Below are 15,526 nucleotides of genomic sequence, written 5' to 3' on the forward strand. Positions count from 1 at the left end.
TTACAACATCACTACTTTTGATAAGCCTCGGCTAATTTACGCATCACATCACGCCAAGTGACTATGCCTTGTACTTTATTATTCTGATCAACAATTGGAATGCAGGATATTTTGTGTTGGTTAAATGTCTGTACCGCGTCTTTAATACTTGCGGTGGTTAATAGGGTTATCGGATGGCGCGACATAATTTGATGGGCTTTTTTGTTTAAACAAGCTAAATCTTTTGCGGTCACAGCAGCGCTATTTATATTTGGACTGAGCGCTTTTAGTAAGTCTCGATCTGATATTACGCCAACAAGTTTGTTGTTGGCGATAACCACAAGGTGATGAAAATGAGCATTATCAAAAATGCGTTTCACTTCGGCTAATGAGTCGTCCATTTCTACAGATACGACTGTGGCACTCATTATTTTAGCAATACTCAACTAACTAACCTCATATCTCTAACAGCAGTGATTGTCCTGTTAACTATAGGCAAAGAAAGCTAACTAAACCACAAAGCGACGTCTTCAATAATTTTATTGCCAGTAAACTGCGGATGATCACGCAGTGATTTTTCTAAACCAAAATAAGCTTTGTCACCTGTAGGTAAAGCTTCGTATCCACCTATTACTTGGTAAATCCAAGTTTCGTGATCAAACTCCAGTTTATGTTCGACATGGTAATCAAGCGCAGATAAACGTGCACCTGTATCAATAATATGGCAGAAATAATCCTCGACTGATTGGCGGATTTTGTTTTCTGCTAACGCAACTGCTTCACTTTGTTCCACTTTAACTGTTTGTGCCGCGGCTTGTGGTGTTTGGCTACGTAAATGGAATATAGCTTTAATGCGGCCAACAATCTGAGCTAATTCAGCTTCGTGGTTGGCATTGCGCACATCCACAGCAGCAGGCTCAATAATCGCTTGTGCTTGGTTAAATACATTTGGCACTTGGCTGTGTTTAGCATAATTTTGTGGGCTGTAGTCTGGTTGTTGCTCTAAATGCAGCACAAAACCTTTGAGTAAACGGGTACGCCCTTGGAATTCGCGGAAGCGACCGAGCAATTCATTTAATCTTGCTTGCACTAAACTTAATTCTTGGGTTACCGCGGCAAAGTTAGATTGCAAAGTAACCACTAACAAACGGCGTAAATCACGGTTGCTGCCAGCTTCTTGTGCCAGTTTGTCAAAATGGAACATTTCTAGCTGGCTTAAAATATCCGTTACTTGTTGCTGCGCTAGTTGGTTTTCACGAATTTTCGCATCAATTGAAGCAACATAACCAAATTCTTTATGAATACGACTCCATAAGCCACGTACACCTTGTTTAAGTGAATCTATCATGGCGTAGGTTAACTCAGTTAAATCCGCCATATGTGATTCAGCTTCAGCGAATCTATGTTTATTACAGGCTTCTTTGTAATGTGCAACCAAGGTTGTAACTTTAGCCAGCGCTGAACCTATATTGGCATCTACTTGGCGGTTGCGCTCATCACTTAAACCTTCTTCTAACAAAGCGCGGACGATACGGCGTAAACGTAAGTCAGATTCAATATCTGGTCGCCACAAAATACCTAAACTTTGTAAGTTATCTAAAACTTGTGGGCTATGCTGGCCTTCGTCAACTGCACCTTTAACATAGGCTTGCATAATAATATCGCTATGCCGCGCCATAGCGCGTAGCAGTTTTTGCCCAGCTTGAGTAATATTATCCTTCACAGTAATACACCTTGCTGCATGGCTGCTTCGGCTTGTTCAGTTAGTGATAAAGCTTCGGTTTCGTCAATAAAGCGGATCACTTCATACAAATATTCAAGTTTGCCGGTGGCGATATAAATTTGTTTTTCGCTATTTGGTTTTACTAAATAACCAAGCTCACCTAAACGTTTAAATATTTGTTTAAGCTGGCCATCTGCGGTTTTACTGGTTGAACCAAATAAAGTAAACGCAGATATTTTACCCAGTTGTTCAAGCAATGCTGGTGTGTCTTCAATTGTGCTTTGTAACTCGTTTAAACGAATGGCGCTGCCTTGCGCTAATGGCATATCTTGACCTGTGCTTTCTTGCACTAATAATAACCATTCAACCAGCGGCAATAAGTTGGCAGTAATTTCTTTAAACTGACGTTCAAGCACAGCACGCTCTTTATCAGCTAGCGACAAATAACTAGCAAAAAATACTTCGCCATCAGCCGCTTTGGTTAAAGTGCGGTTTAAAATATTTAACTGAGTTTCGATTTGCTGCGCTGTTTGTGGCTGCTGCAAAAAGTTAAACATATCTTCATTGCTAATACGGCAAACAAATCCACCAGACAATAAGGTTTCTAACACTTGGCCTTGTTGAGTCATCATGCGCTGGTTTCCTCTGTGGTTTTAACTGCCTGTTTAGCTTGTTGAATACGCTGTGATATTGGGCTAATGCGCGGTTGCACTATTTGTAATTTACGCGTTTGTTTATCAATTAAATAGCGGTTGTCGAACAGCGATAAAATTTCTGATTCTGGATTCGGGAAAGCACCAACAATAGATATATTGTTTTGCTCACAAGCTTTAAATATTTTTTGGATATTATTTAAGTGTAAGGTGCCAAGTTCATCGATTGGCCAATGGATGACCGTAGATGATTGACCACGCAATAAACGGGTAAAGGCCAATAAGAACTTACATAAAATCAAATACGCCATACCATGGCTGGATGATTCGTTTAACTGCCTGTCGGTACGAATAACCAAGACGCTATTGCCTTCTTTGATGCGCAGTTCTATATCTAATAATTTGCTGATACCACCGGTTAACGCAGCTCGGCCTAAAATATCCAGTACACGGCGCATGCTGCCTGCATAATCGCTCGACGGCAATTGATGTGTGCCTTGCTCTAACCATTCTAAATACAATTGGTGGAATTGTTGTAGCTCAGGCCAAAATTCAAGTTCGCTGATTTTTGAACGAATAGTTACTGCTGAATCTGAAATGCCATCTAAATACAATTCGGCATCAACTTCTTTACTCAAACGTTTGCTTTGGCTGGCGATGCGTTTGTCGATATCAGCCAATACTTGGTAATAACTGGTTAAGCCAGTACCGAATATTTTGCCTTGTTCACATAAACCTTGGTGTTTTTGTGGGACAAATACATTAATTAGCTCAGAGAGTTTTTCAACTAACTTAATATGATCAACTTGACGCAAACCTTTGCTGTCGGTGAACGTGCATTCTTCGCGTGATCTATCCCACAATTCGGCTAAACCTGTGCCTGCTTGTGCCGCAATTAAACTGTCGAATTGACCCAATTTGTGTTTAACGTTTTGGTTAAGCTCTTCACGTTCGGCTAACTGTTCACGGCTTTCATTTATGCGTTGTGCCAGATTAGCTTTTTCTTGTACTGGATCGCTCGGTGCAAGTTTTAGTTTAGTTAACTCACGTAAAACTTGTTGTAGTTCTTGCTCTAGTTGTTTGGCGTCACGCAAGGCTTGCTCAGAGTCGGTTTTAACCTCATTGAGTTTTTGTCTTTGTTGCTGATAGTTTTGTGTCGCTTGGTTTAAGCTGCGCTCAGTGCCAAGTTGCAACTGTTTGGCTTCAGCCAGCGCTTGTTGCCATTTAATTTTATGGCCGTTAAACACTGTTTGATACCAATATTGATATTTATTAACTAGCTCTCTATTTTGCTCAACGTAACGAATATCTTTTTGCAGTTGTTGAATATCTTTTTTAACTTGGCCGATTTCATCAACATCAACCCCACGTTGCGACAATTCGTTTTGCAGCCACAAATCACATTTTTGTTTATCTTGTTTAAAGTTGTTCTGCGCTTGCATTATACGCTGTTCAACTTGGCTGATACGGCTGGTTAAATCAGCTAATAATTGTTGCCAATGCGCTTTGTGTTCGAGCTCAGCTTCGGCGCGCTGTTCTTCAATTTCGTCGATACAAGCTTGTTTTTCATTGTGCAGTTTTAGCTGTGCTTGTTTGTTTTGTTCAAGCTGAGCTGTATAACGAGATTTACGCTCGTTTAAACTGTGTTGATATTGTTGATGTAAATTGTCTTTATCCAGCTGGAAACGACGGCGCTGTTGGCTTTTATGCTCAACATCACTTTTTAGTTGGCTTAATTGACTCTCTAGCTGTTGCAGCTCGTTGCTGCACTCAGCTAAAGCTTGTTCTGCTTGTTCAACTTGAGCTTTGGCTTGTTTTACCGCATCGCTTGCTTGTGCTTGTTTGGCTTTTAATGCTTGTTCACTTTCAGCATATTCGGGAGTGTCTAAACTGAGTAAATCAAGCAACACACCAAATGCGTGTTCAGCGTTGTCACTATCATTTAAGCTGGCTAACTGAGGTTTTAAGTCGGTGCGGTTAAGTAATTCTGGGTGAATAATTTTGCCTAGGTTTTCTTCCCAACCAGCTTGTTCGCGGCGTAAAAACTCCAGCAGGGTGTTTTGTCCAGGGTAAAGTAGTTTTTCGATGGCTTCGGCCGCTTGTTGTTTTTGTTGCAAGCTTTTGTGCGCTGCATTGAGTGTTTCCACCGCTTTTTGGCGTTTTTGCTGCACAGAATTGCGTTTTTGCTCAACTTGTACCAGTTGGCTGCGGCTGTGATCTTCTTCGTTTACCGCTTCTTTAATTTGTGCGTCTAATAAATCTAACTCACTTTGTTCATGTGCGGTAAATGCAACATGCTGCATTATGCTGTTAATTTCGGTGCGCTGATTGATTAGCTCATGCAAGTTGTCTTTAAATTCGCTTTCAATACGCGCCAGCTGATTTTGGTAATTTTGTTTAAGCTGTTGGAGCTGTTGCTGCTCTTGGCTTTTTTGCTCAGCAAGCTGTTCTTTTACTTCATCTTTCTCAGCTCGATAAGCTTCAATTTCTTCGCCGTGCTGCTCAGTTATTTCAGCTAATCTTTTGTTGTAGGCCGATTCAATATCTGAGTGTTTGTCGGTTAATAGTTGATAACGCGAATTAAGTGTTTCGAGCTGGCTTTGCCACTGCGGTAACAAGGTTACTTTTTGTTGCAAGCTGTCGATATCTTTGTCTTGCCAGTCTAAATAATCACTTTCAACTTGTTCTAAATCCGTTTCGTATTGAGTAACATCTGCACGTGCACTCGACAAGGTTTGGTTGAGTTTGTCTTGTTGATACGACCATTCACTATTGAGTTTTTTTAGCTCGATTTGGCTTTGGTTGAATTGATCTTCTAGCTCTATCAACTCTTTGCTTAGTTTGGATTGATCTAAACTAAAATGGCTTTTTAACTGGGCTAAACGTTTTTCAGTCAGTTGCAGTTGTTTGTGTTGTTGCTCTAGCTGCTCAAACTCAGGTTTTATTTGATTAAAACCTTGGATTAATTGGCATTCTCTTATCCAATCATCCACTTTAGTTATGTTGAGGCTGCTTTTTGGTGGGGTAACACCATCTTCTTCTAAAATTGCTGAAACCATAGCTTTAATGGTTTCCATTTTGCCTTCTTTTGAATGCACAGCTTTGGCGAGTTTTTCAATATGGCGTAAATTGGCATCTGGCTCACACAAACAAAATTGACGCGCATAAGCTAACAATTCTCGGCCATTACTACTTTGGTTTAGTTGACCGCGGTCGTTTTGAATTATCGCGCGGTATTGGCTGGTGTTTAATAGGCTAGTGGCATTAATGCCTTCACGTTTTAAGTTACGGCCTAATTCAACCATAGTCACAGGTTTGTAGTCGCCAGTTAATTGCGGCTGGAGGTAATCTTCTAAAACAAAAGCTTTGTCGACTAACCTGTAGTTCACACCATTGCCTGATGAGGCTAAGACTGTTTGGCAAAACTGCCCATCACCACGGCTGTATTCGTAAATAATAAAACTCGATTCACGCGGCAAATACCATTTTTCAAAGCTGTCACGTGTTGCTGGAACTACGCGGCTTGGAAACTCGCCATAAAATACTGGAATAAGTCGTTGTAATGTTGTTTTACCCGATGCGTTGGTACCACATATATTGGTGTGGCCGTCTAGTTTTAGTTCTACCACGCCTGGTAAGTGGGTATCTATTAATACAATGCGCTGTAAACTTGGCATACAAACCCTTTGCAATTCTAAGTCTTTAATTTTTATCAGCCGAACATTATGCGTATTGTTGGCTTAAAGGCAATTGCCAAAAGTAGAATTATTCGGGTAGCATAGGCTCAATTGATCTAGCGTCATGTAATAGTTAATAAAATAAATTCGGTTAGTTGTTGAAAAGGTGGTTGTTGTGATATTTATTGGTGCTGCATTTGCAGTTTTGTTGTTGGCGATTTTTTATTTTGCTACAAAAACAGAAGGTGTTCGCAAAGACTTAGTTGCATGCCAAACAAAACTCAACAATATCTCGAATGATAATAAAAGCCAAAGTGAAGTGATTGTTTTATTGGCTGAAGAATTTCAAAAAAATCAAGTTGATAAACTAGCACTGGTTAAACAAACCCGTGGCGAATTGCTTGAAGTTAAAGTAGCTGAGGCCATTTTAGGCCATGGTACTTATATAGTGCAGGATATGGTTTACAAAAACTTGCCGGTTAAACAGGCGGTTGAGCGTAATTTAGGCCGCAGCAGTGACTTATCAGCAGAACAAGTGCACAACTTTTTTGTCGACCAATCACATACAATAAAACAAGCTTGGGCTGGCACACATGTTCGCCAATATATGCATTTATGCGCTCTATTACTTGAATTAGTTGATGGCTAACGAATAATTTTATAGCTGCTATACTTTTTTTATCTTAGACAATTCTCCGGTGTATCAAACATGGGTGTTACCGAAACTGATTTACTCTTATACATAATTGGCATTTGTTTTTTCTTGTTGCCAATTGCGCTTGTGGCTGGTGACAAGCGAGCAATTGGTCAATCAAAAAATATGTGGCTGTTGGCTACTTTGTTTTTGTCGTGGTTAGGTTGGTTGGTTTATATTTCGACAGTGCAAGCCGAAGAAGAAAAGAAGAAAGAACAACAGCGCCGTGCTGAAAAAAAAGCTGCCGAAGAAAGCAAACGTCGCGCCGCAAAAATTCAACAACAAGCCGCTGCAGCCGCGCCGACCAAAACGAACAAAAAATAATCATCAAGTTACTAATACTCTAGCCGATAGACTATATATCCAAGTAGTTCGGGTATGCAAGTTGAGGCTGGAGTAGTTTATGAGCGATGTACAACTGTTAAGCGCAATGCTTTATTTGGTTGGATATTTATATCCGATATTTTTTGTTTTAACTAACAACAACACTAAAGGCCAAGAGAAAAATTTGTGGTTGTTGGTGATGTCTATTCTGAGCTGGTTTGGTTTATTTGTATATGTGATGACTGTGCCTGGTGTTCTGAGTAAATATACTCAGCGTTATTTTCCTGCTTATTTGTACCGTAAACCTTAGATAGTTTAGTTGCGCAAGACAATATCAGGATCACTGTCTATATCACCTTCTTCATTCAACGTTATGATGTCGTCATCACGCATCAATACTGCGAGTTTTCCTTTGTCTGTTTGGCGAATAAACTGCAATTGATATCCGTATTGGAACAAAGAGTTAGCTGAAAATTTTTGTGCCATAGATAAATGCTCCCACCACTGATTAGGATCAAGTACCAGTTTCCTTTCGTATTTTTGTGTCATACCACTTACCAAAAACAACAAATTATTAACTCTAGTAATAGTAATCTAATTTTCAGCATATTAAACAGCTTTGATGTTAAAAAATGCTGAGAATCTAACAAAAGTGCTATTGTGCTAAATGGAAAAAGAATTATTCTCAAGCTTGCTGTATAAATTGTGATGGTATAACATACTGCACAAAATGTTATATCGTAACAAATTTATCAGGGTTAGCATGAAAAGCGCAAAATATTCACTAGTAGCAGTAGTTTTGGCTGCGAATTCAGCTGTGGCAGCAGACATCACAGGTAAAATTTTTAATGACAAAGGCGAAGCTGTCGAAAATGCCGATGTTTCCATTATGGGTACAGCATTAAAAACCACTACTAATGAACTAGGTCAATTTACTTTCTCAGATCTTAATCAAGACCATTTTGAGCTACACGTTTCAGCAAAAGGTTATGTGCACAGCAATACCCATGTTGAATTGGAAGGCCAAGACAGATTCGACGTCGCTATTACATTGGCAAAAAGCATTATTGAAGTAATAGATGTAACAGCAAGCCCATTTCATGCATCTATTATTGAATCGTCAATTCCAGTAGAAGTAGTTGCGGGTGAAACTTTACGCCGTCGCCAAGCGGCAACTTTGGGTGACACGTTAGAACATTCTTTAGGGATCCACACTAACTTTTACGCCAATGTAGCAAGTACACCTGTGGTACGTGGTTTATCTGGCCCGCGTGTATTAATTACCCAGAATGGTTTAGACGTGGGAGATGTATCGCGTGTTGGACCTGATCACTCAGTTACCTCTGAAGTCTCTACTGCTGAACAAATAGAAATTTTCCGTGGCCCAGCAACTTTATTTTATGGCAGTGGTGCAATAGGTGGTGTGGTTAACGTAGTTGACAACCGAGTGCCTCGAAATAAAGACACCTCGGGCGAGTTATTAGCTGAGTACAATCAAAACAACAATCAAAAATTATTTGGATTTAATGCCAATACAAGTGTTAGTGATTTTGCATTCCATATCGATGCTTTTGATCGCCAAGCGGACGATTACACAATTGCTCAAGCGGATGAACATGGCCATGACACAGTTGAAAACAGCGCAGAAGAATCAAATGGTTACACACTAGGTAGCAGCTACATATTTGAAGATGGTTTTGTGGGTGTTTCTTATGGTCGTTTAGAGCGTGAATATGGTATTCCGGGTCATGCTCATGGTGACGAAGAAGAGCACGAAGATGAAGAACACTTAGATGAAGCGCCTGAAGACGAGCATCACGAAGATGAACATGATGTACATGCAGAAGAAAGTGTATTTGCATCGTTAAAACAAAACCGCTACCAGCTCATTAGTGAAATTAATTTTGAAAACGATTTGTTGCGCACAGTTAAATTAAAAGCGGCACAAACGGACTATCAACATGCTGAAATTGAAGGTGATGAAGTTGGCACTGTGTTTGAGAGCAAAACCAGTGAAGTGCGTTTAGATTTGTTGCATCAAACATTTGCAGAGTGGCGCGGTGGTGTTAGCTTACATGCAAAACGCTCAGAATTTGCAGCCCAAGGTGATGAAGCTTTTACCCCTGCATCAACCACAGAAGCAGTCGCATTAGCATTAATGGAAGAAACCCATATAGGGGATGTGTTAATTCAGTTAGGTGCACGAGTTGAAAAAGTGAATATCTCAGTAGGTGAATTAAACCACGCTGACATCGAGCTTCATCACCACGATGAAGATGAGCACGAAGAGCATCACGAAGAAGCGCATGAAGAACATCATGACGAAGAAGAACATGGCGAGTTACACGCAGCCCGTGAATTAGACTTTACGCCTGTTAGCTGGTCAGCTGGTTTAGTCTGGGATTTTGCTGACGGTTACAATGTTGGTTTGTCATACTCTCGTGCACAGCGTGCACCATCTGCCGCTGAGTTATTTGCTTTTGGCCCACATATCGCAACTGGCACTTATGAAATTGGTGCGATTTATGAAATGCATGAAGAAGGTGAAGAAATTGTTTTTGAACCTTCAATGCATGATTTAGATGTCGAAACTTCAAAAAATATCGATTTTGCTTTACGTAAATTTAGTGGCGATTTTGGTTTTGTATTTAATGCTTTTTATAACCAAATAGATAATTATTACTACCAAACCCCAACTGAGTATTTTGTCGAAGTCAGTCATGAAGAGCATGGCCATGAAGATGAACATGCTGCCGAAGCAGATCATGAAGGCGAGCATGAAGAAGATGTGCATGCAGACGAGTTACCGCTGTACTACGCGCAGTCCAAACAAGCTAAATTACACGGTTTTGAACTGCAAACTGTTTGGCAGGTAAATAATGTGCTTAAAGCGAGCTTTTTTGCGGATTATGTAAAAGCGCGTTTAAAAGATGGTAGTAACTTACCACTAACACCACCAATGAAATCTGGCATTGAGTTAGACTTCCAACAAGATAACTACAGCCTGCAACTAAATTGGACTCGTTACTTTAAACAAGACGATGTCGCAGAGCATGAAACATCAACCGCTGGTTACAACTGGTTAGATGCAACAGCAAGTTATTACCTACCAGCGGGTGGCATTGACTGGACTTTCTATGTAAAAGGCCGCAACTTAACTGACGCAGATGCACGTGTGCATAGCTCATTCTTAAAAGACCTTGCACCTAAACCAGGCCGCAGCGTGATATTTGGTGTTAGAGGTAATTTCTAAATAGCACTCAGTTTAAAACAAAGTTTTGTTTTATAACTGAAAAGCCATTAGTCTTGCTTTCTTGAATTGAATAAGGGAGTAGCTAATGGCTTTTGATTTTTTAGCAGAAGCTTCTGCAGGAATAGTTCGATTTGTGTTCAGCTGTATTACAGAATGTGTAGTTGAGTTTTTGTGCCGTAAAACTGGCTACCTTATCTGTAGAATTTTCAGCAAAAATGTTAGCTATGAGGGCATTTTTGTTGTGGTTGTTGGACTATTCTTCTGGGTAGGATTAATAATAGCAAGTCTTCTATCATATCAATATATTGCAACTTTGATTGCAGTTGATCAGTGCTTAGATTCTGGCGGTGCATTTGATTACCAGTTAGAGCTGTGTAGAGATTAATTCTCCTCGCCACTCAATATAATTTTGTTCCTGTTCAATAATTAAACTTTCTATTTGTTGGCTGTATTGATCTAGTGGCAGCGGTGAACACTTATCTTCAGCTTCTGTAATCATTAACTGAGTAAACTCTTTTGGTGTTTGTTTGATTAAATAGTGGGTGAGCAGCTTGGCAGAAAAATATAACGCAGCATAATCATCTGGCGTCCAAGTTGGATAAGCAGTAAATAATTCATGCGGTTCAAGCACATAATCTTGTTGTTCAAACTTCTTTAACTCATCAGCTATTTTATATGCTTGGTTTGCGGTACTTTCAAAATACTCAGCTAAACCTTCATTAATTACCCTTGCCGTAAAACCAAAAAAGTATTGGTTAAGCCGGTGAATGCTTTCGTGCACAGCAGTTTCAACGCTTTGTTCTAAAGTGATTAAATTCACAAAAGCCAAATTGGTATAGGGAAAATACACACCGATACTGGCTTGGCCATCAAAAGAAATTTGCTCTAATAAACTAATATATTCTTCGCGCTCAGGCAGCAAAAAAAGCACAATTTCGGTTGGTTTTATCAAACTAAATGACAGCTCTTCAGAATAAGTTTTTAACACCTCCAACAATTGGTTTTTGTACATAGCCCAAAACGCATCATTAAAGCCTATAGGGTAAATAGCCTGCACCGACAAAGTGTCGTTTATTTTCAGTTTGCCGTATAGGTAGTCATGTTGGTTGAAAGTATCTTCAAGCATATACATAACTTGCAGATATAAATCTTCATCTCTTTCGATGGCACAGTTATTAATACTCGTGGTGTCGGCAAATAATTGGCCAACATCAAACACCTGTTGCTCTGGTTTAATAACCTCTAATTGTTTGGCTGGCTTAGAATCGTTACTTTCTACCTGTTTTAACTCAAATTTATCTATGGTTTGAGCGCGAGGAATAGCTGGTGTTTTATTTGCCTGAGTTGGTTGTGGTGCTGTTTGGTTAGCATCGGGATATAAAAACACCAACAGTGCAGCAATAACAGCCAATAAACTGAAAAGAATTGTAAATAAATTATTGGGTTGCTGATTATGCGCCACGGCTTGCTAAGTTTTGATAGTAGGTTTAGCGGTTAAGTTAACTGTAGTTGCTGGCAAAGTAAATGGAATGGTGCGTTAAGTTCAGAGGTTTGGAAGTAAGTTATGCTGGAAAATCATTGGTGAAATTAGATTCTTTACAGAGCAGATGTTAGAAATTTGCAAACACAGAACTATTGACATAATATGTCTTTCGTTCAATTCAAATTAATCACGAGGGAAAGTTATGTCATTGAATGCATTATCATCTAATCAAACTGTTACCAACAAACTTAAATTTGGCTCAGGTATCATCTTTGCTATTGTCGCTATCTCGATTGTTTTTAGTAGTGTGTATACGGTTGAGGAAGGTCACGTAGGCATTGTTAAACGTTTTGGCGAAGCAAAATATCAAGAAAATCCCGGATTACATTTTAAGCTACCTTTTATCGACTCGGTCGAACCCATTGAAGTGCGTACGCGTAAAAATGCTGAAAAAATGGCTTCCAGCACACAGGAGCAGATGCCAGTCACCATTGAGGTCAGCGTTAACTGGACGGTTGATAAAGACGCTGCATTAGATTTATTTAGAAAATACGGTGGTTTAGTTCAGTTTGAACAACGTATTTTAGATCCGCGCTTTCGCTCGGCTACTAAAGACACAATTCCAAGATACGAAGCTGAGCAGTTAATTCAAGACCGCGCGTTAGCCATTCAAGGCATAGAGCAACGCTTAATAGAAGAAATGGCTAGTTTTCCTGTGGTGGTTGATAATATCCAAATTGAAAATATCGAATTACCGGCAAAATATATTCAGTCGATAGAAATTAAACAAACTGAGAAAAACTTGGCCGCGGCAGAAGAGCATAAGCTTGAGCGCCAACGTTTAGAAGCCTTACGTGAGGTAAATACTGCCGATGCTAAAGCGCAAGGTATTATTAAAGTGGCGGAAGCTGAGGCAAAAGCTATTGTGTTAAAAGGCCAAGCTGAAGCCACTGCAATAGAAGCAAAAGCGAAAGCGCTACAAAACAATCCGTTAATTGTCAGTTTGACCGAAGCACAAAATTGGGATGGAAAATTACCGACTACTATTATGGGTGAAGGTAGCCTACCTATTTTGGATATGCGTAAAAAATAATAAGGAAAGGGATAAATGGACAATACCATAAAAGTAATTATTGTCGCTGCATTGTTATCTGGTTGTGCAAGTACTGAAGAACAAGCTGCTTCACAACCAGATATTCAGTTAAATTTACCAGCAACAACAGCAGTTAAAACAAAGAATATTGAGTTAACCGACAATTCACCTTTAGCTGATATTGAATTACCTGAGCAACAAGTACCAGATAAGTTAGTTCGAGCGAGTGTGCCAAAATTATCTGCCGAGCAAGTGACTGCGGGTGAGCTTGAACAATCAGATAGCAAATTGCTTAATAAACATATTTGTAAATGGTCAGATGCGACGTACCGAGTTGCCGACGCTAATGGCTATATGAATTCATTTAAAACCAAAGTGCAGTTGCAGGCAAAAATATTGTCAGTATCACCTAATGAAGAAGTGATTAAATTTAGCATTACTGGTTGGTATAGCGAAGATCAAACCTTTAAAGCTTGGGTACCAAGGTTACGCCAACCTGCATCGGCGGGTGGTTTTATTTTGCAGCAAGGCAAAGAGTATTCTGATCAGTTAGCAAACTGGCAGGTTTGTAAATTAAGTTCTTAGCCTTACACTAAAACAAGGCTCGCATAGTTGTCTCAACTAGCGCAAGCCTTGTTTTTCTTCGGACCCTAAACCAAATACTCGGCATGAAACGCTAAATGTTTATCAATAAAGCTGCTGATAAAAAAGTAGCTGTGGTCGTAATCTTGATGCGCTGTATAGTTTAGTTCAAAACCTTTTTCAGCCGCGACATCCAACAAAGCTTGTGGCGTTAGTTGATTTTGTAAAAACTGATCAGCTAAACCTTGTTCAATCATTATTGGCTGAATTGAACTTGCCTGTTTTAGCAATTCACAACTGTCGTATTCAGCCCAAGTTGTTTTATCTGCACCTAAATAACCACTAAAAGCTTTTTGCCCCCACGGAACTTGTATTGGATTCGTTATTGGTGAAAAAGCAGAAATCGACCGATAACTTTGTCGGTTTTTAAGGCCAATAGTTAATGCACCATGCCCACCCATTGAATGACCACTAATTGATTTTTTATCCGACACTGCAAACTCAGCTTCGATCAATTTTGGTAACTCTTGGGTAATGTAACTATACATTTGGTAGTGCTGGGCAAAAGGTGCTTGGGTGGCATTTAAATAAAAACCTGCACCTAAACCAAAATCGTAAGCACCGTCTTTATCGTCTGCCACCTCTTTACCGCGTGGGCTGGTATCCGGCGCAACTATACAAATGCCAAGCTCAGCTGCTTTTTTAAAAGCCCCTGCTTTTTGCATAAAGTTTTCATCTGTGCAGGTTAAACCCGACAGCCAGTACAATACTGGTACTTTTTGCCCTTGCGCCGCTTGTGGTGGTAAAAAAATTGCGAAAGTCATTTCACAATTATTAACCGCTGATATGTGGCTAAAGCGCTGGTGCCAACCACCAGCTACTTTGTTTTCACTTAACTTAGTTAATGACATTGATTTGCCTATTTATCAAAGTGAATAACTGAGCGAATGCTTTCGCCTTCGTGCATTAAATCAAACGCTTTATTGATGTCTTCAAGTCCCATGGTGTGGGTGATAAAGTCGTCCAATTTAAATTCACCATTTAAATATTGTTCAACTATGCCTGGTAACTCGCTGCGGCCTTTAACGCCACCAAATGCAGTTCCGCGCCATACTCGGCCGGTTACTAATTGAAATGGACGAGTAGAAATTTCTTGGCCTGCACCAGCCACACCAATAATCACAGATTCCCCCCAACCTTTGTGGCAGCACTCTAGTGCTGAGCGCATCACGTTTACGTTGCCAATACATTCAAAAGAGAAATCCACGCCACCGTCGGTTAATTCAACAATCACGTCTTGAATCGGTTTGTCGTAATCTTTTGGATTAATTACGTCAGTTGCGCCGAGCTTTTTGGCTAAATCGAATTTTTTCTCGTTAAGGTCAATCGCAATAATACGGCTGGCTTTGGCCATAGTTGCGCCAATAACGGCAGATAAACCTATGCCACCTAAACCAAATACGGCAACTGTATCACCTTCTTTTACTTTTGCTGTATTTAGCACTGCACCCATGCCAGTGGTGACACCACAACCTAATAAACACACTTCCTCAAGTGGTGCTTCTTTGTTTATTTTAGCAAGTGAGATTTCTGGTAATACAGTATATTCAGCAAAAGTTGAGCAGCCCATATAGTGGTAAATCGGCTGGCCGTCTTTATAAAAACGTGTGGTGCCATCTGGCATTAAACCTTTGCCTTGGGTTGCACGAATTTTTTGGCATAAGTTGGTTTTGCCAGATAAACAAAATTTACATTCGCCACACTCTGGTGTGTACAACGGAATCACATGGTCGCCGACAGCTACACTAGTTACACCTTCGCCGACGGCTTCAACTATACCACCACCTTCATGGCCTAAAATGGCTGGGAAAATGCCTTCAGGATCTTCACCTGACAAAGTAAAAGCGTCGGTATGGCATACGCCAGAGGCGATTACTTTAATTAGCACTTCACCTTTTTGTGGAGGCATTACCTCTACTTCTTCAATTTTTAATGGTTGTTTTGGTCCCCAAGCAACTGCTGCTTTGGCTTTTATATAGGCTTGTGTCATGGCTTGAATATCCTA

At 40.0% G+C, this 15,526-nt stretch carries 15 protein-coding genes; 7 read left to right on the top strand and 8 right to left on the bottom strand.

All coding sequences use genetic code 11. The features are described from left to right. Window positions 1–11 precede the first annotated feature (11 nt). The 4 genes from WSC_RS0111630 to WSC_RS0111645 are packed head-to-tail and all read right to left on the bottom strand — an operon-like array spanning window position 12 to window position 6,032. On the bottom strand, window positions 12–425 hold the full coding sequence (locus WSC_RS0111630) for a CBS domain-containing protein (RefSeq protein WP_026016813.1): 414 nt from the start codon (window positions 423–425) through the stop codon (window positions 12–14). 59 nt (window positions 426–484) lie between these two features. Then, window positions 485–1,702 (bottom strand): hypothetical protein, encoded by a 1,218-nt coding sequence (locus tag WSC_RS0111635; RefSeq protein ID WP_016956105.1) that lies wholly within the window; start codon window positions 1,700–1,702, stop codon window positions 485–487. Next, complete coding sequence (locus WSC_RS0111640; RefSeq protein ID WP_016956106.1) at window positions 1,699–2,334, bottom strand: condensin complex protein MksE; 636 nt, start codon at window positions 2,332–2,334, stop codon at window positions 1,699–1,701. The genes WSC_RS0111635 and WSC_RS0111640 overlap by 4 nt, the downstream gene beginning before the upstream one ends. Further along, window positions 2,331–6,032 (bottom strand): ATP-binding protein, encoded by a 3,702-nt coding sequence (locus WSC_RS0111645; protein ID WP_016956107.1) that lies wholly within the window; start codon window positions 6,030–6,032, stop codon window positions 2,331–2,333. The genes WSC_RS0111640 and WSC_RS0111645 overlap by 4 nt, the downstream gene beginning before the upstream one ends. A gap of 175 nt (window positions 6,033–6,207) precedes the next feature. On the opposite strand from WSC_RS0111645, the gene WSC_RS0111650 reads away from it, so the two are divergent. The 3 genes from WSC_RS0111650 to WSC_RS22635 all read left to right on the top strand — a co-directional run bounded on the left by WSC_RS0111650 (window position 6,208) and on the right by WSC_RS22635 (window position 7,360). Further along, complete coding sequence (locus WSC_RS0111650) at window positions 6,208–6,681, top strand: hypothetical protein (RefSeq protein ID WP_016956108.1); 474 nt, start codon at window positions 6,208–6,210, stop codon at window positions 6,679–6,681. Between the two features lie 60 nt (window positions 6,682–6,741). Then, a complete protein-coding gene (locus tag WSC_RS22630) occupies window positions 6,742–7,050 on the top strand; it encodes a hypothetical protein (RefSeq protein ID WP_016956109.1) in 309 nt (102 codons plus the stop codon). Between the two features lie 79 nt (window positions 7,051–7,129). Continuing rightward, a complete protein-coding gene (locus WSC_RS22635; RefSeq protein WP_016956110.1) occupies window positions 7,130–7,360 on the top strand; it encodes a hypothetical protein in 231 nt (76 codons plus the stop codon). A gap of 5 nt (window positions 7,361–7,365) precedes the next feature. On the opposite strand, the gene WSC_RS0111665 is transcribed toward WSC_RS22635, so the two are convergent. Beyond that, a complete protein-coding gene (locus tag WSC_RS0111665; protein WP_016956111.1) occupies window positions 7,366–7,599 on the bottom strand; it encodes a hypothetical protein in 234 nt (77 codons plus the stop codon). Window positions 7,600–7,813: 214 nt separating this feature from the next. Here WSC_RS0111665 and WSC_RS0111670 point away from each other — a divergent pair, with 214 nt between their 5' ends. Both WSC_RS0111670 and WSC_RS22640 read left to right on the top strand, forming a co-directional pair. Next, the gene (locus WSC_RS0111670) at window positions 7,814–10,303 is read left to right on the top strand and encodes a TonB-dependent receptor (protein WP_016956112.1); all 2,490 of its coding nucleotides are present in this window, start codon (window positions 7,814–7,816) and stop codon (window positions 10,301–10,303) included. Window positions 10,304–10,388: 85 nt separating this feature from the next. Beyond that, complete coding sequence (locus WSC_RS22640; protein ID WP_016956113.1) at window positions 10,389–10,688, top strand: hypothetical protein; 300 nt, start codon at window positions 10,389–10,391, stop codon at window positions 10,686–10,688. Here the strand turns inward: WSC_RS22640 and WSC_RS0111680 are convergent. After that, window positions 10,668–11,765 carry a hypothetical protein gene (locus WSC_RS0111680; protein ID WP_016956114.1) on the bottom strand — a complete coding sequence of 366 codons (1,098 nt, stop codon included), beginning with the start codon at window positions 11,763–11,765 and terminating at the stop codon, window positions 10,668–10,670. The genes WSC_RS22640 and WSC_RS0111680 overlap by 21 nt on opposite strands. A 223-nt stretch (window positions 11,766–11,988) precedes the next feature. Between WSC_RS0111680 and WSC_RS0111685 the strand changes: the two genes are divergently transcribed. Next, window positions 11,989–12,879, top strand: coding sequence for a prohibitin family protein (locus tag WSC_RS0111685; RefSeq protein WP_016956115.1), 891 nt, complete (start codon window positions 11,989–11,991; stop codon window positions 12,877–12,879). A 15-nt stretch (window positions 12,880–12,894) separates the two neighbouring features. Continuing rightward, entirely contained in the window at window positions 12,895–13,464 is a 570-nt protein-coding gene (locus tag WSC_RS0111690; protein ID WP_016956116.1) for a hypothetical protein, read from the top strand. Between the two features lie 65 nt (window positions 13,465–13,529). On the opposite strand, the gene fghA is transcribed toward WSC_RS0111690, so the two are convergent. Then, a complete protein-coding gene (fghA, locus tag WSC_RS0111695; RefSeq protein ID WP_016956117.1) occupies window positions 13,530–14,372 on the bottom strand; it encodes an S-formylglutathione hydrolase in 843 nt (280 codons plus the stop codon). 8 nt (window positions 14,373–14,380) lie between these two features. After that, complete coding sequence (locus WSC_RS0111700; RefSeq protein WP_016956118.1) at window positions 14,381–15,511, bottom strand: S-(hydroxymethyl)glutathione dehydrogenase/class III alcohol dehydrogenase; 1,131 nt, start codon at window positions 15,509–15,511, stop codon at window positions 14,381–14,383. Window positions 15,512–15,526: the final 15 nt, after the last annotated feature.

It is taken from the genome of Catenovulum agarivorans YM01, from assembly GCF_000281085.1.
GTDB lineage: Bacteria > Pseudomonadota > Gammaproteobacteria > Enterobacterales > Alteromonadaceae > Catenovulum > Catenovulum agarivorans.

Bases quoted from the DNA above. Each gene is read 5' to 3' on its own strand.
- WSC_RS0111690 (WP_016956116.1), top strand. From the start codon at position 12,895: ATGGACAATACCATAAAAGTAATTATTGTCGCTGCATTGTTATCTGGT.
- WSC_RS0111685 (WP_016956115.1), top strand. From the start codon at position 11,989: ATGTCATTGAATGCATTATCATCTAATCAAACTGTTACCAACAAACTT.
- WSC_RS22635 (WP_016956110.1), top strand. From the start codon at position 7,130: ATGAGCGATGTACAACTGTTAAGCGCAATGCTTTATTTGGTTGGATAT.
- fghA (WP_016956117.1), bottom strand. From the start codon at position 14,372: ATGTCATTAACTAAGTTAAGTGAAAACAAAGTAGCTGGTGGTTGGCAC.
- WSC_RS0111665 (WP_016956111.1), bottom strand. From the start codon at position 7,599: ATGACACAAAAATACGAAAGGAAACTGGTACTTGATCCTAATCAGTGG.
- WSC_RS22640 (WP_016956113.1), top strand. From the start codon at position 10,389: ATGGCTTTTGATTTTTTAGCAGAAGCTTCTGCAGGAATAGTTCGATTT.
- WSC_RS0111640 (WP_016956106.1), bottom strand. From the start codon at position 2,334: ATGATGACTCAACAAGGCCAAGTGTTAGAAACCTTATTGTCTGGTGGA.
- WSC_RS0111700 (WP_016956118.1), bottom strand. From the start codon at position 15,511: ATGACACAAGCCTATATAAAAGCCAAAGCAGCAGTTGCTTGGGGACCA.
- WSC_RS22630 (WP_016956109.1), top strand. From the start codon at position 6,742: ATGGGTGTTACCGAAACTGATTTACTCTTATACATAATTGGCATTTGT.
- WSC_RS0111645 (WP_016956107.1), bottom strand. From the start codon at position 6,032: ATGCCAAGTTTACAGCGCATTGTATTAATAGATACCCACTTACCAGGC.
- WSC_RS0111670 (WP_016956112.1), top strand. From the start codon at position 7,814: ATGAAAAGCGCAAAATATTCACTAGTAGCAGTAGTTTTGGCTGCGAAT.